This window comes from Variovorax sp. PEI5 (assembly GCF_056679935.1).
This window is the reverse complement of the sequence record NZ_CM155257.1, coordinates 120,807-141,136: the sequence shown is the minus strand read 5'-3', so window position 1 is coordinate 141,136 and position 20,330 is coordinate 120,807. Positions and strand designations below refer to the sequence as shown.

At 69.2% G+C, this 20,330-nt stretch carries 17 protein-coding genes and 2 tRNA genes; 4 read left to right on the top strand and 15 right to left on the bottom strand.

Translation table 11 applies throughout. The annotated features are described in order from the left end of the window. Window positions 1-10: 10 nt before the first annotated feature. Genes queF through yaaA form a run of 4 tightly spaced genes read right to left on the bottom strand, consistent with a single transcriptional unit; the run spans window position 11 to window position 3,436 of the window. Entirely contained in the window at window positions 11-874 is an 864-nt protein-coding gene (gene queF / locus AC1MLT_RS00680; RefSeq protein WP_481033378.1) for an NADPH-dependent 7-cyano-7-deazaguanine reductase QueF, read from the bottom strand. Then, entirely contained in the window at window positions 871-1,773 is a 903-nt protein-coding gene (locus tag AC1MLT_RS00675) for an alpha/beta fold hydrolase (protein ID WP_481033377.1), read from the bottom strand. Before AC1MLT_RS00675 ends, queF begins: the two co-directional genes overlap by 4 nt. Then, window positions 1,770-2,633 carry a 2OG-Fe(II) oxygenase gene (locus AC1MLT_RS00670; RefSeq protein WP_481033376.1) on the bottom strand — a complete coding sequence of 288 codons (864 nt, stop codon included), beginning with the start codon at window positions 2,631-2,633 and terminating at the stop codon, window positions 1,770-1,772. Before AC1MLT_RS00670 ends, AC1MLT_RS00675 begins: the two co-directional genes overlap by 4 nt. Further along, on the bottom strand, window positions 2,630-3,436 hold the full coding sequence (gene yaaA / locus AC1MLT_RS00665; protein ID WP_481033375.1) for a peroxide stress protein YaaA: 807 nt from the start codon (window positions 3,434-3,436) through the stop codon (window positions 2,630-2,632). Before yaaA ends, AC1MLT_RS00670 begins: the two co-directional genes overlap by 4 nt. 149 nt (window positions 3,437-3,585) lie before the next feature. Here yaaA and AC1MLT_RS00660 point away from each other — a divergent pair, with 149 nt between their 5' ends. Beyond that, window positions 3,586-6,486: a valine--tRNA ligase gene (locus tag AC1MLT_RS00660; protein WP_481033374.1), complete on the top strand. Its 2,901-nt coding sequence runs from the start codon at window positions 3,586-3,588 to the stop codon at window positions 6,484-6,486. A gap of 89 nt (window positions 6,487-6,575) precedes the next feature. Continuing rightward, a complete protein-coding gene (galU, locus tag AC1MLT_RS00655) occupies window positions 6,576-7,463 on the top strand; it encodes a UTP--glucose-1-phosphate uridylyltransferase GalU (protein WP_481033373.1) in 888 nt (295 codons plus the stop codon). Window positions 7,464-7,584: 121 nt separating this feature from the next. Here the strand turns inward: galU and AC1MLT_RS00650 are convergent, their stop codons facing one another. The 11 genes from AC1MLT_RS00650 to uvrC all read right to left on the bottom strand — a co-directional run bounded on the left by AC1MLT_RS00650 (window position 7,585) and on the right by uvrC (window position 16,891). Further along, on the bottom strand, window positions 7,585-8,787 hold the full coding sequence (locus tag AC1MLT_RS00650; RefSeq protein WP_481033372.1) for an SGNH/GDSL hydrolase family protein: 1,203 nt from the start codon (window positions 8,785-8,787) through the stop codon (window positions 7,585-7,587). 16 nt (window positions 8,788-8,803) lie between these two features. Then, window positions 8,804-9,031, bottom strand: coding sequence for a sulfurtransferase TusA family protein (locus tag AC1MLT_RS00645; protein WP_481035070.1), 228 nt, complete (start codon window positions 9,029-9,031; stop codon window positions 8,804-8,806). 11 nt (window positions 9,032-9,042) lie between these two features. Continuing rightward, window positions 9,043-9,624 (bottom strand): NUDIX domain-containing protein, encoded by a 582-nt coding sequence (locus AC1MLT_RS00640; RefSeq protein ID WP_481033371.1) that lies wholly within the window; start codon window positions 9,622-9,624, stop codon window positions 9,043-9,045. A gap of 8 nt (window positions 9,625-9,632) precedes the next feature. Beyond that, a complete protein-coding gene (gene cysM / locus AC1MLT_RS00635; RefSeq protein ID WP_481033370.1) occupies window positions 9,633-10,535 on the bottom strand; it encodes a cysteine synthase CysM in 903 nt (300 codons plus the stop codon). A gap of 593 nt (window positions 10,536-11,128) precedes the next feature. Then, window positions 11,129-11,398 carry a GlsB/YeaQ/YmgE family stress response membrane protein gene (locus AC1MLT_RS00630; RefSeq protein ID WP_481033369.1) on the bottom strand — a complete coding sequence of 90 codons (270 nt, stop codon included), beginning with the start codon at window positions 11,396-11,398 and terminating at the stop codon, window positions 11,129-11,131. A 185-nt stretch (window positions 11,399-11,583) separates the two neighbouring features. Continuing rightward, a tRNA-His gene (locus tag AC1MLT_RS00625) sits at window positions 11,584-11,659 on the bottom strand. Between the two features lie 46 nt (window positions 11,660-11,705). Beyond that, window positions 11,706-13,604: a SurA N-terminal domain-containing protein gene (locus tag AC1MLT_RS00620; protein WP_481033368.1), complete on the bottom strand. Its 1,899-nt coding sequence runs from the start codon at window positions 13,602-13,604 to the stop codon at window positions 11,706-11,708. A 74-nt stretch (window positions 13,605-13,678) separates the two neighbouring features. Further along, window positions 13,679-13,754, bottom strand: a tRNA-Val gene (locus AC1MLT_RS00615). A gap of 15 nt (window positions 13,755-13,769) precedes the next feature. Further along, entirely contained in the window at window positions 13,770-14,042 is a 273-nt protein-coding gene (locus AC1MLT_RS00610; protein ID WP_215247508.1) for an HU family DNA-binding protein, read from the bottom strand. A gap of 278 nt (window positions 14,043-14,320) precedes the next feature. After that, entirely contained in the window at window positions 14,321-14,887 is a 567-nt protein-coding gene (gene pgsA / locus AC1MLT_RS00605) for a CDP-diacylglycerol--glycerol-3-phosphate 3-phosphatidyltransferase (RefSeq protein WP_481033367.1), read from the bottom strand. Between the two features lie 45 nt (window positions 14,888-14,932). Next, a complete protein-coding gene (uvrC, locus tag AC1MLT_RS00600) occupies window positions 14,933-16,891 on the bottom strand; it encodes an excinuclease ABC subunit UvrC (RefSeq protein WP_481033366.1) in 1,959 nt (652 codons plus the stop codon). Window positions 16,892-17,030: 139 nt separating this feature from the next. Here uvrC and AC1MLT_RS00595 point away from each other — a divergent pair, with 139 nt between their 5' ends. Continuing rightward, window positions 17,031-19,046 (top strand): gamma-glutamyltransferase family protein, encoded by a 2,016-nt coding sequence (locus AC1MLT_RS00595; RefSeq protein WP_481033365.1) that lies wholly within the window; start codon window positions 17,031-17,033, stop codon window positions 19,044-19,046. Between the two features lie 112 nt (window positions 19,047-19,158). Further along, window positions 19,159-20,283: an elongation factor P maturation arginine rhamnosyltransferase EarP gene (gene earP / locus AC1MLT_RS00590; RefSeq protein ID WP_481033364.1), complete on the top strand. Its 1,125-nt coding sequence runs from the start codon at window positions 19,159-19,161 to the stop codon at window positions 20,281-20,283. Window positions 20,284-20,330: the final 47 nt, after the last annotated feature.

Here is a 20,330-nt window from a genome sequence, read left to right as displayed (position 1 = left end):
AGGAACGGACCTACTGTCGCGCCGTCCGGGCGTTCGGCGGCAGCGCCTGCGGGAAGCTGGTGCGGAACGGATTGATGTCGAGACCGCCGCGCCGCGTGTAGCGGGCATGGACGGCCAGCTTGTGCGGCCGGCAGCGCTCCATGATGTCCCTGAACATGCGTTCGACGCAGGGTTCGTGGAATTCGTTGTGGTTGCGGAAGCTCACGATGTAGCCGAGCAGCCCGGCCTGGTCGATGGGCGCGCCGCTGTAGTGGATCTGCACGCTGCCCCAGTCCGGCTGGCCGGTGACCAGGCAGTTGCTCTTGAGCAGGCGGCTGCAGAGCGTCTCCTCGACGGCGGGCTGCGTGGCGTCGCAGGACAGCAGCTCCGGCGCCGGCTGGTAGTGCGTGCATTCGATGTCGAGCCGGTCGAGGTCGAGGCCCTCGAGCTCCTGCACCTTCTCGCGGGCGAAGGCCTCGGGCATGACCAGCCGCACGCCGATGCCGCCGCTGCGGCCGCTGCCGCGCCACGCGGCCTCGGCCAGGTCGAGGCGCAGCCGCTCGCGCACGGCCTCGGCATCGGCGAAGACGCTGTGGTTGAAGCTGTTGAGGTAGAGCTTGAACGACTTGCTCTCGATGATGTGGGGCGTCTCGCACGGCACGGTGATGTGGGCGATCGCCACCTGCGGGCGGCCGCGCGCGTTGAGCCAGCTGAGCTCGAAGGCGGTCCAGAGGTCGGCGCCGAAGAATGGCAGGGCATCGCCGCGCAGGCCCATGGCCTCGCGCTGCGTGGCGCGCGGGATCGGGAACAGCAGCGAGGGGTCGTAGCGGTCGGCGTAGGCGGAGGCGCGGCCGAGTTGCGAGCGTTCGGGGGTGTTGTCGAGATTCGTCGTCATGCGTGGAGCGATTGTGCGTCGACATCGCGCAGGAAGGGCGCGATGTGGACAAGCAGCATCTCGACCAGTTCGGGCGAGAGGTCGTGGCCCATTCCCGGCACCAGCGCGAAGCGCGCCCCCGGGATGCGCCGCGAGGTGTCTAGCCCGCAGGCCACGGGCACCAGCGGATCGGCATCGCCATGCAGCACCAGGGTCGGGCTGGTGATGCGCGCCAGCAGGGCGGCGCGATCGCCATCGGCGGCCACGGCGAGGGTCTGGCGCACCAGGCCGCGGGGCCGGTAGGAGCGGCGCAGCGCGCGCACCAGGCGCTCGCGCAGCGCCACCTCGTCGGGCGGGAACACCGGCCCGGCGATCAGCCGGACCAGCCGCATGCTGTGCGCGACCAGCGCCGCTTCGTCGCGGCCCGGCGGCCGCCGCATCATCAGGCGCAGCACGTCCGAGCGCGGGCCCGGCAGTCCACGCGCGCCGCTGGAGCTCATCACGCTCATCAGGCTCGCCACCCGCTCGGGCGCGGTCGCGGCCAGGCGCTGGGCGATCATGCCGCCCATCGAGGCGCCCATCACGTGGGCGCGCCGGATGCCCAGTGCGTCGAGCACGCCCAGGGAATCGTTGGCCATGTCCTGCAGGGTGTAGGCCGAGCGGACCTGCAGGCCCAGCCGGTAGCGCAGGCCCTGCCACAGCACGTTGCCGGTGCCGAGCCGGTCGAAGTCCTGGCTCAGGCCGGCATCGCGGTTGTCGTGGCGCACCACGCGATAGCCGGCCTCGACCAGCCACCGCACCAGGCTGTCGGGCCAGGCGACGAGCTGCATGCCCAGGCCCATGATCAGCAGCACGGCGGGCAGGTGTTCCCCGCCGGTGTCCTCGACCTCGATGTCGATGCCGTTGGCGCGTACCTTCATGTGAACTCCCTCTCCCGCAGCCATTTCGTGGCGACCCATTTCTCGCCCGCCAGCACGGGAGCGCCACCATGCAGCGTGCGCGTGGCGGGGTCGGGGCGGTCGTAGCTGAAGAACACCGCCGTGCCGCGCTTGGGCGCGACCTCCAGGCCGATGTCGGGAAAGGTGGTCGCGCCGCCCTGCTCCGGCTCCTGCAGATAGATGACCAGCGTGGCGACGCGCTGGCCGCCACGGCGCAGGATGGTCGGGGTGCCGGGCTCGCCGGGATCGAAATAGTCGTAGTGCGGCCGGTACTGCGCGCCGGGCGCGTAGCGCAGCACCTGCAGGCCCTCGCCATAGTGGACCGGCCAGCGCAGCAGCGCGGCGATGCGGCGCTCGATGCGCGCGACGAGTTCGTTCTCGCCGCGCTCGAAGAACATGCCATCGCTGGTGCGGTCGACGTTGAGGGCTTCGCCGCCGGTCTTGGTCTCGACGGTGAGCGAGCGCGCCAGGCGCTGACCGGCGGCGGCCACCAGGTCCGCGCATTCGTCGTCGGACAGCAGGTCGCCGAAGACGATCACGCGCGGGTGGCGCAGCGTCTGCAGCACGTGGACGCGGCGGTCGCCGGCATCGAGGTAGAGCGGCGCGTCGTCGAGGTCGGGGCCGGGCATCGCGCCACGCGATGGGCTCCGCGCCTCGGCCGTGCCATCGACCGCGTCGCCGACGGCGCGGGGCGCCAGTCCGAGTCCGGCCAGCAGGGCCTCGGCCGAGGCCTCGTCCCAGCCGGCCTCGCGCATCGAGCGGCGCAGCGCCGGCGCGTCGTGGCCGGCGGCCAGCTGGGCCTCGGCCCAGGCCTGGAGTTCGGGCGTGAAGGAAGCGGTCATGCAGCGGTCCTCCGGCGGAAGGTCAGCCGCTCGGGGGTCGAGGCCGCGCCGTCGAAGCGATAGCCCTCGAGGTCGAAGGCCTCCAGCCGCCGGGGCGTGACCGCCTCGTGCTGCACGGCCCAGCGCGCCATCAGGCCGCGCGCGCGCTTGGCGTGGAAGCTGACGATCCGGTACTGGCCGCCACCACGGGCATCGGCCTTCCATTCCTCGAACACGCAGGTCACCACGCGCGCCTTGAGCACGCGCGGATCGACCGCCTTGAAATACTCCTGCGAGGCCAGGTTGACGACCACCGGCGTGGCGTCCGCCGCGAGGCGGGTGTTGAGGTGCTCGGCGATGCGCGCGCCCCAGAAGGCGTAGAGATCGGACCCGCGCGCGTTGGCGAGCTTCGTGCCCATCTCCAGTCGGTAGGGCTGCAGGCGATCGAGCGGCCGCAGCACGCCATACAGGCCGCTGAGGATGCAGACATGGGCCTGCGCCCACCGGAGCTGCGCCGCATCGAGACTGCGGGCATCCAGACCGCCGTAGACATCGCCATCGAAGGCCAGCGCGGCGGGACGGGCGTTGTCGTCCGTGCCCCGGGGCGACCAGGCGAGATAGCGCGCCACGTTGAGCGCGGCGAGCTTGTCCGACAGGTGCATCAGGCCCGCGATCTGCTGCGGCGACTGCGCGCGCAGCAGGGCGACGAGTTCGGCGGCGGGCCCGCGCGGCCCCTCGAACACCGGGGTGGTGGCGGCGGGCATGTCCACCGGCAGCGGGGTTTCGTGGTCGAGCGACTTGGCTGGCGAGAGCAGGAACAGCATGGGGCGGAATTATGGGTGCGGCCCGTGGCGGGGCGCAGCGTGGCCGGGCATGCCACGCGGGAGGCGCCGGCTAAAATCGGACCTTTCCCGCCACCTCCCACTCCGTCGGCGACGGTGCCCCGAAGGCGCCGCACGCCCTCCGCCACGCCATGAGCGACACCCTCCATACCCCCCCCGCGCAACCCGGCCTCGACAGCCTCCCCAAATCCTTCGAGCCCGTCGCCATCGAGGCGCACTGGGGTCCGGAATGGGAGCGTCGCGGCTATGCCGCCGCCGGCTTCCGCGGCACCGGGGCGCCCCGGGACGATGCCGATGCCTTCGCCATCCAGCTGCCGCCGCCCAACGTCACCGGCACGCTGCACATGGGCCATGCGTTCAACCAGACCATCATGGACAGCCTGGCGCGCTACCACCGCATGAAGGGCGACAACACGCTGTGGGTGCCGGGCACCGACCACGCCGGCATCGCCACGCAGATCGTGGTGGAGCGCCAGCTGCAGGAACAGAAGATCAGCCGCCACGACATGGGCCCGACGCCGGCGGAGGCGCGCAAGAACTTCGTCGCCCGGGTCTGGGAGTGGAAGGAGCAGTCGGGCAGCACCATCACGCGCCAGATGCGCCGCATGGGCGACACGGTCGACTGGAGCCGCGAGTACTTCACCATGGACGAGGACCTGTCGAAGGTCGTCACGCAGACCTTCGTGGCGCTCTACCGGGAAGGCCTGATCTATCGCGGCAAGCGGCTGGGCAACTGGGATCCGGTGCTCAAGACCTCGGTGAGCGACCTGGAGGTGGAGAGCGAGGAGGAGGACGGCTTCCTCTGGCACATCGCCTATCCGCTCGAGGACGGCAGCGGCACGCTGACCGTGGCCACCACCCGACCCGAGACCCTGCTGGGCGACACCGCCGTGATGGTCCATCCGGAGGACGAGCGCTACAGGCACCTGGTGGGCCGCCAGGTGCGGCTGCCGCTGACCGACCGCCTGATCCCCGTCATCGCGGACGACTATGTCGACCGCGCCTTCGGCACCGGCGTCGTCAAGGTCACCCCGGCGCACGACTACAACGACTACGCGGTCGGCCAGCGCCACGGGCTGGAGACGATCGGCATCCTGACCCTGGACGCCACCGTGAACGGCAACGCGCCCGAGAAGTACCGGGGTCTCGACCGCTTCGTCGCGCGCAAGGCCGTCGTGGCCGACCTCGAGGCCGCCGGCCTGCTGGTCGAGACGAAGAAGCACAAGCTGATGGTGCCGCGCTGCGCGCGCTCGGGCGCCATCGTCGAGCCGATGCTGACCGACCAGTGGTACGTGGCCATGAAGAGGCCCGGCGCCGACGGCCAGTCGATCGCGCAGAAGGCGATCGACGTCGTGAAGTCGGGCGAGGTGCGCTTCGTGCCCGAGAGCTGGGTCAACACCTACGACCACTGGATGGAGAACATCCAGGACTGGACCATCTCGCGCCAGCTCTGGTGGGGCCACCAGATCCCGGCGTGGTACGACGAGAACGGCGACGTGTACGTGGCCCACGACGAGGCCGAGGCACGGGCCCAGGCGGCCGGCCGGACGCTGCGCCGCGACGAGGACGTGCTCGACACCTGGTACTCGTCGGCGCTGGTGCCCTTCTCCTCGCTCGGCTGGCCCGCGCACACCGACGACCTGGCGCGCTACCTGCCCTCCTCCGTGCTGGTGACCGGCTACGACATCATCTTCTTCTGGGTCGCCCGGATGATCATGATGACCAAGCACTTCACCGGCAAGGTGCCGTTCCGCGATGTCTACATCCACGGCCTGGTGCGCGACGCGCAGGGCAAGAAGATGAGCAAGTCCGAGGGCAACGTGCTCGACCCGGTCGACCTGATCGACGGCATCGCGCTGCCCGAGCTGCTGGACAAGCGCACGCAGGGCCTGCGCCGGCCCGAGACCGCGCCCGCCGTGCGCAGGAACACGCAGAAGGAATTCCCCGAGGGCATCCCGGCCTTCGGCGCCGACGCCCTGCGCTTCACCTTCGCCTCGCTGGCTTCGCTCGGGCGCAGCATCAACTTCGACAGCAAGCGCTGCGAGGGCTATCGCAACTTCTGCAACAAGCTCTGGAACGCGACGCGCTTCGTGCTCATGAACTGCGAAGGCCAGGACTGCGGCCTGGCCGAGCACACCAAGGCCGACTGCGCGCCGGGTGGCCCGGCGCATGGTTACCTGCGCTTCAGCCAGGCCGACCGCTGGATCACCTCGCGCCTGCAGCGGGTCGAGGCCGACGTCGCCCGGGGCTTCGAGGACTATCGCCTGGACAACGTCGCCACGGCGATCTACCAGTTCGCCTGGGACGAGTTCTGCGACTGGTACCTGGAGATCGCCAAGGTGCAGATCCAGACCGGCGACGCGGCGCGGCAGCGCGCCACCCGCCGCACCCTGATCCGCACCCTGGAGACCCTGCTGCGCCTGGCCCATCCGGTGATCCCGTTCATCACCGAGGAGCTGTGGCAGAAGGTGGCGCCGGTGGCCGGACGCGCGGGCGAGTCGATCATGATCGCCGCCTATCCGCAGAGCCAGCCCGAGCGCATCGACGAAGCCGCGGAAGCGCATGTCGCGCGCCTGAAGTCCCTGGTCGACGCCTGCCGCACATTGCGCGGCGAGATGAACGTCTCCCCCGCCACGCGCCTGCCGCTGTTCGCGGTGGCCGACGACGCCGGCGATGGCGCCTTCCTGCGCGAGGCCGCGCCGGTGCTGCAGGCACTCGCCAAGCTCAAGGAGGTGCGCGTGTTCGACGATGCCACGGCCTGGGCGGACGCCGCCGGCGCCGCGCCGGTGGCGCTGGTCGGCGCGGTGCGCCTGTGCCTGCACATGGAGGTCGACAAGGCGGCGGAGAAGCTGCGCATCGGCAAGGAACTGGCCCGCGTCGAGGGCGAGATCGTCCGGGTCAACGGCAAACTGGGCAACGAGGCCTTCGTGGCCAAGGCGCCGCCGGCCGTGATCGAGCAGGAGCGCCGCCGCCTCGCCGACTTCGACGTCACCGTGGCGAGACTGAAGGATCAGCTCTCGCGTTTGGCTTAGCCGGACTTAGTGCACGTTAACTGACAGCCTTTTGTATTAATCGCCAGTTAACATCCAAAAGATTCATCGTTTCCCCTTTTCAAGACTACATGTCCAATACCACGCGCATCCGCAAGGCCGTCTTCCCCGTGGCCGGCTTCGGCACCCGTTTCCTGCCCGCCACCAAGGCACAACCCAAGGAGATGCTGCCGGTGGTCGACAAGCCGCTGATCCAGTACGCGGTCGAGGAAGCCTATGCGGCCGGCATCCGCGACATGATCTTCGTCACCGGCCGCAACAAGCGCGCCATCGAGGACCATTACGACACCGCCTACGAGCTTGAGAGCCAGCTCGAGGCCAGCGGCAAGACGGCCCTGCTCAACATCGCCCGCTCGGTCATGCCCGACGACATGACCGTCTCCTATGTGCGCCAGCCGCGCATGCTGGGTCTCGGCCACGCCGTGCTGTGCGCCGAGCACTTGGTGGGCAACGAGCCCTTCGCCGTGCTGCTGGCGGACGACCTGATGGTCGGCCCCACCGACGGCCAGCCGGTGATGGCGCAGATGACCGCCGCCTTCGCGCAGCTCGGCCGCTCGCTGCTGGCGGTGCAGGAAGTGCCGCTGGACCAGGTCAAGCGCTATGGCATCGTCGCCGGCGACCAGATCGAGGACGGCCTGGTCAAGGTCAACCGCATGGTCGAGAAGCCGTCGCCCGAGTCGGCGCCCTCGCGCCTGGGCGTGGCCGGCCGCTATGTGCTCACGCCCGGCGTGTTCGCCGAGATCCGCAACCAGCCCAAGGGCGCCGGTGGCGAGATCCAGCTGACCGATGGCATCGCTTCGCTCATGAAGAAGGAAGCCGTCTATGCCTATGCCTACAAGGGCACGCGCTACGACTGCGGCAGCAAGGAAGGCTTCCTGCAGGCCAGCGTCGAACTGGCCCTGGCGCATCCGGAAGTGGGCGCCCAGTTCCGCGAATACCTCAAGGGCCTCGCGCTCTGAACCCACTCCCAGTCTCCGCGCACTTCGTGTCGCTGCGCCAACCCCCTTGCAGGGGGCGACACCGGAGGACTGGCGGAGCCGGTTCCTCGGTGTCCCTGGCATGGGAGCCGTATGTCGAGGGTCAGGGCTTCGGGGTCGTCGATGCGGTTGCCAGCGTCGCCTCGATGAAATGGGTGACGTCGGCATCGGTGATCGGCGTGAGCGGGAGGCCGAAGCCCGCGCGCAGATGCTCGATCAGCGACTGGGTCCATAGCGTGTTGTAGACCAGCCCCGCGTGGTGGTCGGCCAGGATGGCATGCCGTGGCGCGTCGCCGGCCGTGTTGGTCACGCGCAGCGCGGTACCGATCGGCACCGTGCGATAGGCCGGCCGGCCCTGGGCATCGCGCGATCCCCAGGTCCTGCGCACCCAGGCATCGTCGTCGAAGAAGATGGCGCCGGGCGTGGCCTTGGCCAGGCGCTCGATCGCGCCGTTGAAGCGTGCCAGCGCCGCGCGGATGTTGTCGGTCTCCGCCTGGCTGTTCCAGCGCTCGAAGGTCTCCGGATCGGCGGATTCGTCGGCCACGCCGACCAGCACGATGCGCACGTCGGGCACCACGGCACGGACCCGTCGGATCGCCTCGCCCATCTGAGCGGTGCAGCGCGCGATGGTGTCCCGGGTCTCCGGCAGGTCGGCGGCATCGACCCGGCGGGACTGCGCATCAAGGAGGCCGGCCCAGTCGTTCAGGCCGATGCGGATCACCACCACGCCGTCCCGCCAGCGCCCGGGATCGTCCGCCATCAGCGTGGCCAGTCGCTGCGCCTGACGTTGCGTGCCCTCGGTCAGGTGGCTGCAGATGGCGCCGGAGACGGCGAAGTTGTAGAGGTGGTCCTGCTTGCGCGGCACGCGCCCCAGCGACAGGCCCAGCACCGTGCCGACCTTCGCCGCCAGGCCCGAGCGGCCCCATTCGACCCAGCGCCCCGGATCGATCTCGCGACCGCGCAGGCGCGCCAGCACCTCGGTCCACTGCAGGGTGGTCGCGTGGAATTCGCCACCGCGCGCGCCCGAGTCGGGTGGAAACGCGAGGCCGTCCTGGTAGGAGTGGCTGTTGGAGTCGCCCAGCACGGCGAGCGGCATGGCGGAGGTCGCGGCGGCTTCGGACGGCATGGCGGAGGTCGCGGCGGCTTCGGACGGCATGGCGGGTCGGGGGTCTCTCATGGCCAGCACGCCGGCCGTCGCGGCGAAGCCCAGGACCAGCACCGCCACGGCGGCCATGGCCCCGCGTCGGCGTCGCGTGGTGCCACCGGGCGACCGGCCGGGAATGGACGAACCGCTGGGCATCGGCATCGGCGGGCGCGGAAGGTCAGCGGCGCCGCAGGACGTGGATGAAATCGTCGCCCTGCGTCTGCTGCTCGACCAGGTCGTTGCCGGTCTGGCGCGCGAAGGCCTCGAAGTCGCGCAGCGAGCCGGGATCGGTCGAGATCACCCGCAGCAGCTGGCCACTGGCCATGTCGTTGAGCGAGCGCTTGGCCTTGAGGATGGGCAAGGGGCAGCGCAGGCCGCGCGTGTCGATCTCGCGATCGACGTCGATGGGGGGGGCGCTCATTTCGATGTCGCTCCATCGGCCGGCGGCGGCGCATCCAGGCCGCGCCGGCGCTCCTCGTTCTCCTCGGCCGTGAAGTAGACCGGCTGGTGGCCCCGCGAACGCAGCCAGTCGGCCAGCGCGTGGCCGGTGCCGGCCGGCCAGCACTTCAGATCGGGCAGATCATGGAGCCGCCAGTCCAGCAGCTCGGGCGACAGCCGGACGACGCCATCGGCCACCACGTGGTAGGCGATGATGACCTGATTCATGCGCTGGAAATCGTAGACGCCCACCAGGTGGACCTCGCTCACGTCGAGGTTGGTCTCCTCCTTGACCTCGCGCGCGATGCCTTCCTGGGGCGTCTCGCCGGCTTCCATGAAGCCGGTGATCAGCGCGAACATCTTCGGCGGCCAGGCCGCGTTGCGCGCCAGCAGCACCTGGCCGTGGTATTCGACGATGGCGGCCAGCACCGGCGTCGGGTTGTTCCAGTGCGTGTAGTCGCAGGCCGGGCAACGCAGGCGGACCTTGGGGCCGCCATCCTCCATCAGCTCGATCGATTCGAGCGGCGTGGCGCACGCCGGGCAGAACTTGGGGTCTTGCATGGCGCGGCTCAGGCGGGAAACACGCCGGTCGAGAGATAGCGGTCGCCGCGATCGCAGACGATGAAGACGATGGTCGCGTTCTCCACCGTGCGCGCGATCTCGAGCGCCGCCCACAGGGCCCCGGCCGCCGAGATGCCACCGAAGATGCCCTCCTCGCGCGCCATGCGGCGGCAGATCTCCTCGGCGTTGTCCTGGCTCACGTTGACCACCTGGTCGACGTGGCTCGGATCGTAGATGCGCGGCATGTATTCCTGCGGCCACTTGCGGATGCCCGGGATGCGCGAGCCCTCCTCCGGCTGCGCGCCGATGATCCGCACTTCCGGATTCTTCTCCTTCAGGTAGCGCGACACGCCGGTGATGGTGCCGGTCGTGCCCATCGCGCTCACGAAATGCGTCACGCGGCCCTGTGTGTCCTGCCAGATCTCGGGACCGGTGGTCTCGTAGTGGATGCGCGGGTTGTCCGGATTGGAGAACTGGTCGAGCACCCGGCCCTTGCCCTGGCGCACCATCTGGTCGGCCAGGTCGCGAGCGTATTCCATGCCGCCGCTCTTGGGCGTGAGCATCAGTTCGGCGCCGAAGGCCTTCATCGTCTGCGCGCGCTCGATCGACAGGTCCTCGGGCATCACCAGCACCATGCGGTAGCCCTTGATCGCCGCGGCCATCGCCAGCGCGATGCCGGTATTGCCGGACGTCGCCTCGATCAGCGTGTCGCCCGGCTTGATCTCGCCGCGCTCCTCGGCCCGCCGGATCATCGACAGCGCGGGCCGGTCCTTGACCGAACCCGCCGGGTTGTTGCCCTCGAGCTTGCCGAGGATCACGTTGCCGCGCCGCGCGTTGTCGGCGGCATCGATGCGTTGCAGTGCCGCCAGCGGCGTCTTGCCGATGGCATCTTCGATCGTGGGATAGCTCATCTCGTCGTCCGTTCGAAAAAGCGGGAGGGTGGTCGCGCGTTGCATGCGGGACGCATCCGTATGGAAAGTCAACTTTGTGTCGGAGCACTGTGCCATAATTTTCGGCTGCGCCGGATTTGCTGGATATCCGTATCCATCGGAGCCGGGCGCAGCGAAACAGGAAGATTGCGTTCCAGCCCGAGTGGTGAAATTGGTAGACGCAGGGGACTCAGACCAAATTTGAGCCCTCTTGAAGAAATTCTTGAGGTGAAGCCCGTCAAACTCGGCGAAGGCCCTGGACGCGAGTCCGAGCTAATACCGAGCCAAGCCCCGGATCGAAAGACCCGGGGAAGGTGTAGAGAGCAGACGGCGGGCACCTAAGGTCGAAAGACTAAGGTGAAGGCGTGCTCCAGACCACGAACCCGTCACAGGGGCGGCGAAAGTCGAAGTGGTAAGAAAATCCCCCGCCGCAAGGCGTGCCGGTTCGATTCCGGCCTCGGGCACCAAGACGAGAAAAGCCCCCAGGAGACGTTGCCATGGCAACGGATCCTGGGGGCTTTTTGCCGTCCGCACGATCCGCATGCCGGATGCGGATCGTGTCGGTCGGACAATGCTCAGCGCACCTTGCCGCGACGGAAGAAGTTGACGATCGCCAGCAGGATGACCGCACCGATCAGCGAGGACAGCAGGCCCATGATGCTGAAGTCGTTCTGGTTCACGGTGCCCGACCCGAGCAGCGGCGCGACCAGCCAACCACCCAGCATGGAACCCACGATACCGACCACGATGTTCAGGAAGATGCCCTGTTGCGCGTCCGTATTCATGATCTTGCTCGCCACCCAACCGATCAGGCCACCGACCACAAGCCAAATGATGAAGTTCATGCTGATTTCCTCGAAGATTAATAAGGTCTTCACAGTGCAGCGCGACACGGCCACGGGCTATAGGACAAGACCACATGTCCCTGAGGCTTAATTGGTTAAATCGGGTGAGGCCGTGCACGAGACCCCGGACGACACCCAAGAAAAAAGCCCCGCATGATTTCATGCGGGGCTTTTCTTATCGAGTCTGGGGTGGCTGATGGGACTCGAACCCACGACGACCAGAATCACAATCTGGGACTCTACCAGCTGAGCTACAGCCACCATTTGGAGTCCACGATTGTAGCGTGAAAATCGGGGGTCGAATGGCCTACATGGCATCCGCGGGTGTCGGGACCAGGATTTCCGCCTTGAAGCGCTGCTTGAGCAGTTCGTAGTAGGCGGCATTCTCCGCCGTCGAGATGGCCTGCGTGACCTGCTCGGCTTCCTGCTTGGCCACCTCGGCGCTGGGCGCGGTGCGCGGGACCGACTTCACGGTCCGCACGACGACATAGCCCTCCTTGCCCAGATCGACGCCGGTGAGCGTCGGCAGCTTGGATGAATCGAGGCGCAAGGCGCTGTCGATCACCGCCTGGGACTGCGATTGCGTCTCGAGCCGTGACACCGTGACGGGAGCACCGAAGGGGGCGCCCGCCGCGTTGGTCTTCCAGGCCGCGAGCTTGGCTTCGCCCTCGGCCTTGGCCAGGGCGGCGGCGCGTTCGGCGACCAGCTGGCCGCGGACCTGCTCCTTGACTTCGGCCAAGGGCACGACGCGTGCCGGCGAGTACTGCACGACGCGCCCCACCGCGAGCTGGTTGGATCCGATCTCGACGGCCTCGGTGTTGTGCTTGCGCTCGAGCGACTCGGGGGCGAAGAGCGCCGTCAGGAAGTTGCGGTTGGCGAGCGCGCCATTGGCTCCGGTCGCGGGCACGCGCGCCACGTTCGATGCCTTCTGCACGGTGAGCTTCAGGCGGTCCGCCGCCGGCTGCAGGCTGTCGGGCTGCTGGTAGACCGCATCCGACAGGGCTTCGGCCGCCTTGGCGAACTCCTGCGTCGCCTGCTGTCCGCGGATGTCGCTCTCGATGGTGGCGCGCACCTGTTCGAAGGGCTGCACCACGCTGGGCTTGATGTCGTCCAGATGGATGACGTGGAAGCCGAACTCGCTTTCGACGACATCGCTGATGTCGCCCTTCTTCAGGGCGAACATGGCGTCCTCGAAGGGCTTGACCATCGCGCCACGCGCCACGAAGCCGAGATCGCCGCCCTTCTCCGCCGACCCCGGGTCCTGCGAGTTCTTGCGCGCCACGGCGGCGAAGGTGCCGGGCGCCTTGCGAACCTCGGCCAGGAGCTCGGTCGCACGTGCGCGCGCCTTGTCGCGCTCGGCGGCCGGCGCGCTGGCCGGGGCGGTGATCAGGATGTGGCTCGCGCGGCGTTCCTCGGGCGTTCCGAAGCGGGCCTTGTTCTGCTCGTAGTAGCTGCGCAGATCGGCATCGCCGACGGCGATGTTCTTCTTGACGGCGTCCATGTCGAGCACGACGTACTCGATGCTGGCCTGCTCGGGCGCCTGGAACTGCGCGGCATGCGTCTTGTAGTAGGTCTCGAGGTCGGCGTCCTCGATGGTGACCTTGGCGCGGAAGTCGGCCGGATCGAAGCGCACGGTCTGGATCTCGCGACGATCGTGGAACGCGTCGAGCGCCAGCTTCGCCTGGGCCGGCGTCGCGAACGTCGTGCCCGAGACACCCAGCATGACCTGCTGCGTCGCCAGCTGGGCCCGGACGGAAGCCTCGTACTGCTCCGGCGTGCTGCCGGTGGCCAGCATGAAGCGCTGGCGATCGAACTTGCCGTCGGCCGTGCGGAACGACGCCAGCCCGGTGTCCTCGGCGAACAGCCGCGCCAGCCGCTCCTCCGAGACCGCCATGTGCGCCTTCTCGGCGGCGGCGGCCAGCACGCGGTCGCGCACCATGCGTTCGAGCGTCGCATAGCGCGCCGCGTCGGAGTCGAGCAGCGCGGGATCGACATTGGCCATCTGCTGACGGATGCGATCGACCTCGTTGCGATGCTGGGCGTCCCACTGGGGCCGCGTGATGTCCTGGCCATCGACGCGTGCCACCTTCTCGCCCTGCTGCCCGCCGTCGTAGCGATCGACGCCGAACAGCACGAACGACGGGATGATCAACAAGAACAAGAACCCCATGACGATCTTGTTGTACTTGCGGAAAAACTCAAACATGCTTGAACACTCTCTGTGACGGTACCGGGAGCCAACAAAAAAGGCGAACGTCACGTTCGCCTTCTTGGCCGGGGTGGTGGGTGCTGAGGGGCTCGAACCCCCGACCTACGCCGTGTAAAGGCGCCGCTCTACCAACTGAGCTAAGCACCCCCGAGCAACTTCGCCTCAGTTCAATGCGTCCTTCAAGGCCTTGCCGGGACGGAACTTCGGGATCTTGGCAGCCTTGATCTTAATCGCCTCGCCGGTACGCGGATTGCGACCCGTACGAGCGGCGCGTTTTCCGACCGCGAACGTCCCGAAGCCCACCAGCGATACCGAGCCGCCTTTCTTGAGCGTGGTGCGAACGGCGCCGATGGTGGATTCCAGTGCGCGGGTGGCGGCGGCTTTCGAGATGTCGGCGTTCTTAGCGATGTGCTCAATCAATTCGGTCTTGTTCACGAGGGCCTCGTAGGAAAAGGTGGACGGATGGTCGTCGGGTACGGGGTCGCGGTTCTGGAGGGACAGGCGATCCGGCCGGGGAAGGTGGAGTCGATGCGCAGGCGACACGCCGCCGCCGACGATTACAACCACGGGGCTGCGGGGTGTCAACACGACTTCCCTGGGTCCGCCCCGCGACGAAGGGGGCGATTCTAGGGGTTTTCACCTGCCTGATCTCCAGCGCCGGGTGGCGGCCGCGGCCAGGCGCGGACCCCGATGCCGCGCCGCTCGCGCGGGCCTCAGCGGGTGCGCGCCCGGATCTCCGGGATGGCCTTCTGCAGGTAGTAGATCATCGACCAGACCGTGAGCACGGCCGAGACCCAGATCAGCCACCGACCCCAGAGGCCGGTGTCGATCGCACCGAACAGCGTGCCCGCGTAGAGGAGGAACGGTATGGCCACCATCTGCACCACGGTCTTGACCTTCCCGAGCATGTGCACCGCCACGCTCTTGCCCGCACCGATCTGGGCCATCCATTCGCGCAGGGCGGAGATGGCGATCTCGCGGCCGATGATGATCAGGGCGACGAAGACGTCGGTGCGCTGCAGGTGCACCAGCACCAGGAGCGAGGCGCAGACCAGGAACTTGTCGGCCACCGGATCGAGGAACGCGCCGAAGGCCGAGGTCTGGTTGAGCTTGCGGGCGAGGAAGCCGTCGAGCCAGTCGGTGGCGGCGAAGACGATGAACATGACCGTCGCGATCAGGTTGCGCATCGGCTCGGGCATGGGCAGGTAGAAGACGCCGACGATCAAAGGGATCGCGACGATGCGCGTCCAGGTCATGATGGTCGGAAGGGTCCAGAACATGCGCTCGATTGTGCATGAGCCCATGACCGCTTCCGCCGTCATGCCTCAATGCAGTGCGCGGTAGATCTCCTCGGCCAGTTCCGAGGCGATGCCCTCGACCGACGCGATGTCCTCCACGCTGGCCGCCGCCACCCCGCGGATGCCGCCGAAGCGCTGCAGCAGCCGGGCCCGGCGCTTCGGGCCGATGCCGGGGATGTCCTCGAGCTGGCTGCCGCCCACGCGCACCTTGGCGCGCTTGGCGCGCATGCCGGTGATGGCGAAGCGGTGCGCTTCGTCGCGGATCTGGGCCACCAGCATCAGGGCCGCCGAATCGCGACCCAGGTAGACCTTCTCGCGCCCGTCGGCGAAGACGAGTTCCTCGAGGCCGACCTTGCGGCCCTCGCCCTTCTCGACGCCGACGATGAGCGACAGCGGCAGGCCGAGCTCGACGAACACCTCGCGCGCCATCGACACCTGGCCCTTGCCGCCATCGACCAGCACCAGGTCGGGCATGCGCGCGGCCCGGGTGGCCGGTGGCGCGTCGCTGCCGACGCCGGCGGCATCGCCCGCCGGCGGGGCGTCGCTCTCGGCGGCCATGGCCTCGGCCAGCTTGCCGTAGCGCCGGCGCAGCACCTGGCGCATGGCGGCGTAGTCGTCGCCCGGCGTGATGCCCTCGATGTTGTAGCGGCGGTATTCCCGGTTCTGCATCGCGTGATGCTCGAACACCACGCACGAGGCCTGGGTCGCCTCGCCGGCGGTGTGCGAGATGTCGAAGCACTCGACGCGGAAGTCGTCGAGATCGTCGGGCGCGAGTTCGAGCGCGTCGACCAGCGAGCGCGTGCGCGATTGCTGCGAGCCCTCCTCGGCCAGCAGCCGGGCCAGCTGCAGGCCGGCGTTCTTCTGCGCCATCTCCAGCCACAGGCGGCGCTGCTCTCGCGGCTGGAAGACGGCCGTGATGCGGGTGCCGGACTGCTGCACCACCGCCTCGATCAGCTCGCGGCCGACCAGTTCGCTCAGCACCAGGATGCCGGGCACCGGCACGTCGATGTAGTGCTGCGCGATGAAGGCCTCGAGGACCCGCGTCTCGACCGTGGCCGATGCCGGCGGTGCCGCGCCCTCGACGTCGAGCTCGTCGTGGTCCATCTGGGCCGCGTCCTCGACGTGCACCGGGAAGTACGCCCGGTCGCCCAGGTGCCGACCGCCGCGCACCATCGCCAGGTTCACGCAGGCGCGACCGCCCTGCACCCGCACGGCCAACACGTCGACGTCCTTGTCGGAGGCGATCTCGATGGACTGCTGGTGCAGCACGCGCGACAGCGCCGTCATCTGGTTGCGCAGTTCGGCCGCCTGCTCGAACTCCAGCCGCTCGGCATGCGTCGTCATGCGTGATTCGAGCTGGCCCAGCACGGCCTGCGTGTCGCCCAGGAGGAAGGCCTCGGCGTTGGCGACGTCCTGGGCATAGGCCTCGGGAGTGACATAGCCGACGCATGGTCCGGTGCAGCGCTTGATCTGGTAGAGCAGGCAGGGTCGCGTGCGGTTGGCGTAGACGGTGTCCTCGCAGGTGCGCAGCTTGAAGACCTTCTGCAGCAGCTGGATCGACTCCTTGACCGCCCAGGCGCTCGGATAGGGACCGAAGTAGCGATGGCGGCGGTCGGTGGCGCCGCGGTAGTAGGCCAGGCGCGGGAAGGCGTGCGAGGCGATCTTCAGGTAGGGATAGCTCTTGTCGTCGCGAAACAGGATGTTGTAGCGCGGCTTCAGGCTCTTGATGAGGTTGTTCTCCAGCAGCAGCGCCTCGGCCTCGGAGCGCACCACGGTGGTCTCCATGCGCGCGATCTTGCTGATCATGTGGCCGATGCGCGTGCCGGCGTGGTTCTTCTGGAAATAGTTGGCGACGCGGCGCTTGAGGTTGCGCGCCTTGCCCACGTAGAGCACGGCGCCGGCGGCGTCGAAATAGCGGTAGACGCCCGGGAGCTGCGGCAGGGCCGCGACTTCGCTGAGCAATTGATCGGAGTGCACGTCGGACATGGGCGTATTGTGGCGTCCGGGGCGCGCCGCCGCCGGCGGCTGGCGCGGTTCCTGCACGTGCCGCACCGGGCATTCGCATGCCCGGCCTTTCCAATCGTTTCCACCTTCGCATCGTTTCCGATGTCCTGGACGCCCGCCCATGAAAAACAATTCGACAACCTGGCGTGAGCCCGCTGCACTCGCCCTGTCCGTATCGCTGTCGCTGGTCCTCGCGGGCTGCGGCGGCAGCTCCGACGACACCCCCGCCGCCACTCCCCCGGTCACGCAGACCCCCACGACCCCGACCACGCCGGTGGCCGACAACAGCTGCCTGACCAGCGCCGGCGGCGCCCCCGTGGTGGTCGGCTCCGGACTCGCCGGCGATCCGGCCGCGCCGGAACCGGCCTCGGGCTACGTGGTCGGCCACAAGCTCGTGACCGCCAAGACCTACATGGTGGTCGCCAACCACCCGCTGGCCACCAAGGCCGGCTGCGACATCCTAAAGGCCGGCGGCAGCGCGGTCGACGCAGCCGTCGCCGTGCAGGCGGTGCTGGGCCTGGTCGAGCCGCAATCGAGCAGCCTGGCCGGCGGCGCCTTCATGCTGCACTACGACGCCAGGACCAAGAAGGTGCAGGCCTACGACGGCCGCGAGACCGCCCCGGCCGCCGCCACCGCCAACTACCTGCGCTACATCGACGATGCCGGCAACCTGAACCCGCCGGTGCCCAGCGCCCGCGCCAGTGGCCGCTCCATCGGCACGCCCGGCGTGATGCGGATGCTCGAACTGGCCCACGGCGACCATGGCACGCTGCCCTGGAACGCCCTGTTCGGCCAGGGCACCGACCTGGCCGCCAATGGCTTCAAGGTCGGCGGCCGCCTGGCCGCGGCCATCGCCTCCTCGGCCTCCAACCTCAAGCGCGACGCCGAGGCCGCCGCCTACTTCCTCGATGCCGCCGGCAATCCCAAGCCCCTGGGCACGACGCTGACCAACCCGGCCTATGCCGAGGTGCTGCGCGCGCTGGCGAGCCAGGGCGCCGATGCGCTCTACACCGGTCCGATCGCCGCCGACATCGTCGCCAAGATCCAGATCACGGCCGGCGCCGACGGCTCGACCATCACGCCCGGCAAGACCACGCTGGCCGACCTGCGCTCCTACAAGGCGGTGCGCCGCGAGCCGGTCTGCACCACCTACCGCGCCTATTACGTGTGCAGCATGTCGCCGCCCTCGTCCGGCGGCATCGGCGTGCTGTCGTCGCTGGGCATCCTGGAGAACTTCGACATGGCGCGCAACGCGCCCACGGCCATCGACCTCGAGGGCGGCAAGCCGACCGTGGCCGGCGTGCACCTGGTCGCCGAGGCCGAGCGGCTGGCCTATGCCGACCGCGACAAGTACGTGGCCGACACCGACTTCGTGCCGCTGCCTGGCGGCAGCGCCGACACGCTGCTCAACAAGACCTACATGCGCGCGCGCGCCGGTCTCATCAGCACGACGCGCAGCATGGGCGTGGCGCAGGCCGGCGACCTGGGCGCGGTGCCGCAAGGCATCGACACCACGGTCGAGCGCGGCACGACGCACCTGACCATCGTCGACCGCCAAGGCGACGTCGTCACCATGACGACGACGGTCGAGTCGACGCTGGGCTCCTACCACATGAGCCGCGGCATCATGCTCAACAACCAGCTCACCGACTTCAGCGCCTCCCCGGTCGACACCGCCGGCCTGCCGGTGGCCAACCGCGTCGCGCCGGGCAAGCGCCCGCGCAGCACGATGGCGCCGACGATGGTGTTCAACGGCAGCGCGCCGGGCGACTTCTTCATGGCCACCGGCTCGCCCGGCGGCGGCACGATCATCCAGTACGTCGTGAAGACAGTGGTCGGCGCGCTCGACTGGGGCCTGGACGCGCAGCAGGCGACCTCGCTGGTCGACTTCGGCGCCAGCAACAGCGTCACGACCTCGGTCGGCGGCGAGCACCCGAACATCGACACCCGCAACAACGGCAACAACGATCCGCTGATCGCCGGCCTGCGCGCGCTCGGCCACACGGTGTCGACCTCGGCCCAGTCCAGCGGCATCAGCACGATCATCCGCCGGCAGTCCGCAGGCACCACGGTGCTGACCGGTGGCGCCGATCCACGCCGCGAAGGCATCGTGCTGGGCGATACCGCCACGCCCTGACGGCCGCGCCGCGCGGCCGGGATCGCGATCCCGGCCGCGTCGACGCCCGGCTCCCGCCGCCGGCAGCGGCCGCGGGGGCTTTTTTTCGTTTCGGAAGGGTGGGAATCGAACCATGCAATGGGACCTGTTCTGCGAGGTCGTCGACAACTATGGCGATGCCGGCGTCTGCTGGCGCCTGGCCTGCGGCCTGGCGCGCGCCGGCGCCAGCGTGAGGATCTGGATCGACGCTCCGGCGCTCGTCGGATGGATGGCGCCCGACGGCCAGGCGGGCGTCACGGTCGTCGACGCCTCGGACCCGGATGCCGTGCGGGCCGCGGCGGCGGGGCACGTGCCCGACGTGCTGGTCGAGGCATTCGGCTGCGATCCCGCGCCGGCGCTGGTGGCGCGCTTCGCCGCCGGGATCGCGGCCGATGGCCGTCCGCGCCCCTGGATCAATCTGGAATACCTGTCGGCCGAACCCCATGTCGAGCGCCTGCACACCCTGCCCTCGCCCGTCTTCCAGGGCCCGGGCGCCGGCCTGACCAAGCACTTCTTCTATCCCGGCTTCACCATGGCGACCGGCGGCCTGCTGCGCGAACCCGGTCTCGCGGCCCGGCGCGCGGCCTTCGATCGCGCCGGCTGGCTGGCCGCGCACGGCATCGCCTGGCGCGGCGAGCATCTGGTCACGCTGTTCTGCTACGAGCCGCGCGCGCTGCCCGGACTGCTGGCGCAATGGGCCAGCGGACCGGAGCCGATCCGCCTGCTGGTGACCGCCGGGCGCGCGGCGCCAGCGGTGCGCGGCGCGCTGGCCGCGCTGGGCGGCGATGCGACGGGCGGCCTCGGCGCGCTCTCGATCGACTTCCTGCCGCTGCTGACCCAGGTCGGCTTCGACGAGCTGCTGTGGACCGGCGACTTCAACTTCGTGCGCGGCGAGGACTCGCTGGTGCGCGCCCTCTGGGCCGGCGCGCCCTTCGCCTGGCAGATCTATCCGCAGGACGACGACGCCCACCACGCCAAGCTCGACGCGCTGCTCGACGCCATCGCCGCGCCGCCGTCGCTGCGGCGCTTCCACGCGGCCTGGAATGCGATCGACGAGACCCCATTGGCATGGCCCGACGCGGTGGAACGCGCGGCCTGGACGGTCGCGGCCGAGGCGGCCCGGACGCGTCTGGCCGCTCAGGACGACCTCGTGACCCGGCTCCTGGCGTTCACCGCGGCGGCGGGCGCGGCATGGCCCGGGCCCCGGGAAACCCGCTAAAATCCCGGGTTCCCCAACATGTGCCGCCCGCTGTTCGGCCCGGATGC

Coding starts and splice junctions, on each gene's coding strand:
- pgsA (WP_481033367.1), bottom strand. CDS start 14,887: ATGTTCTGGACCCTTCCGACCATCATGACCTGGACGCGCATCGTCGCG.
- AC1MLT_RS00675 (WP_481033377.1), bottom strand. CDS start 1,773: ATGAAGGTACGCGCCAACGGCATCGACATCGAGGTCGAGGACACCGGC.
- AC1MLT_RS00660 (WP_481033374.1), top strand. CDS start 3,586: ATGAGCGACACCCTCCATACCCCCCCCGCGCAACCCGGCCTCGACAGC.
- AC1MLT_RS00630 (WP_481033369.1), bottom strand. CDS start 11,398: ATGAACTTCATCATTTGGCTTGTGGTCGGTGGCCTGATCGGTTGGGTG.
- cysM (WP_481033370.1), bottom strand. CDS start 10,535: ATGAGCTATCCCACGATCGAAGATGCCATCGGCAAGACGCCGCTGGCG.
- galU (WP_481033373.1), top strand. CDS start 6,576: ATGTCCAATACCACGCGCATCCGCAAGGCCGTCTTCCCCGTGGCCGGC.
- AC1MLT_RS00650 (WP_481033372.1), bottom strand. CDS start 8,787: ATGCCGATGCCCAGCGGTTCGTCCATTCCCGGCCGGTCGCCCGGTGGC.
- queF (WP_481033378.1), bottom strand. CDS start 874: ATGACGACGAATCTCGACAACACCCCCGAACGCTCGCAACTCGGCCGC.
- uvrC (WP_481033366.1), bottom strand. CDS start 16,891: ATGTCCGACGTGCACTCCGATCAATTGCTCAGCGAAGTCGCGGCCCTG.
- AC1MLT_RS00620 (WP_481033368.1), bottom strand. CDS start 13,604: ATGTTTGAGTTTTTCCGCAAGTACAACAAGATCGTCATGGGGTTCTTG.
- yaaA (WP_481033375.1), bottom strand. CDS start 3,436: ATGCTGTTCCTGCTCTCGCCAGCCAAGTCGCTCGACCACGAAACCCCG.
- AC1MLT_RS00640 (WP_481033371.1), bottom strand. CDS start 9,624: ATGCAAGACCCCAAGTTCTGCCCGGCGTGCGCCACGCCGCTCGAATCG.
- AC1MLT_RS00595 (WP_481033365.1), top strand. CDS start 17,031: ATGAAAAACAATTCGACAACCTGGCGTGAGCCCGCTGCACTCGCCCTG.
- AC1MLT_RS00670 (WP_481033376.1), bottom strand. CDS start 2,633: ATGACCGCTTCCTTCACGCCCGAACTCCAGGCCTGGGCCGAGGCCCAG.
- earP (WP_481033364.1), top strand. CDS start 19,159: ATGCAATGGGACCTGTTCTGCGAGGTCGTCGACAACTATGGCGATGCC.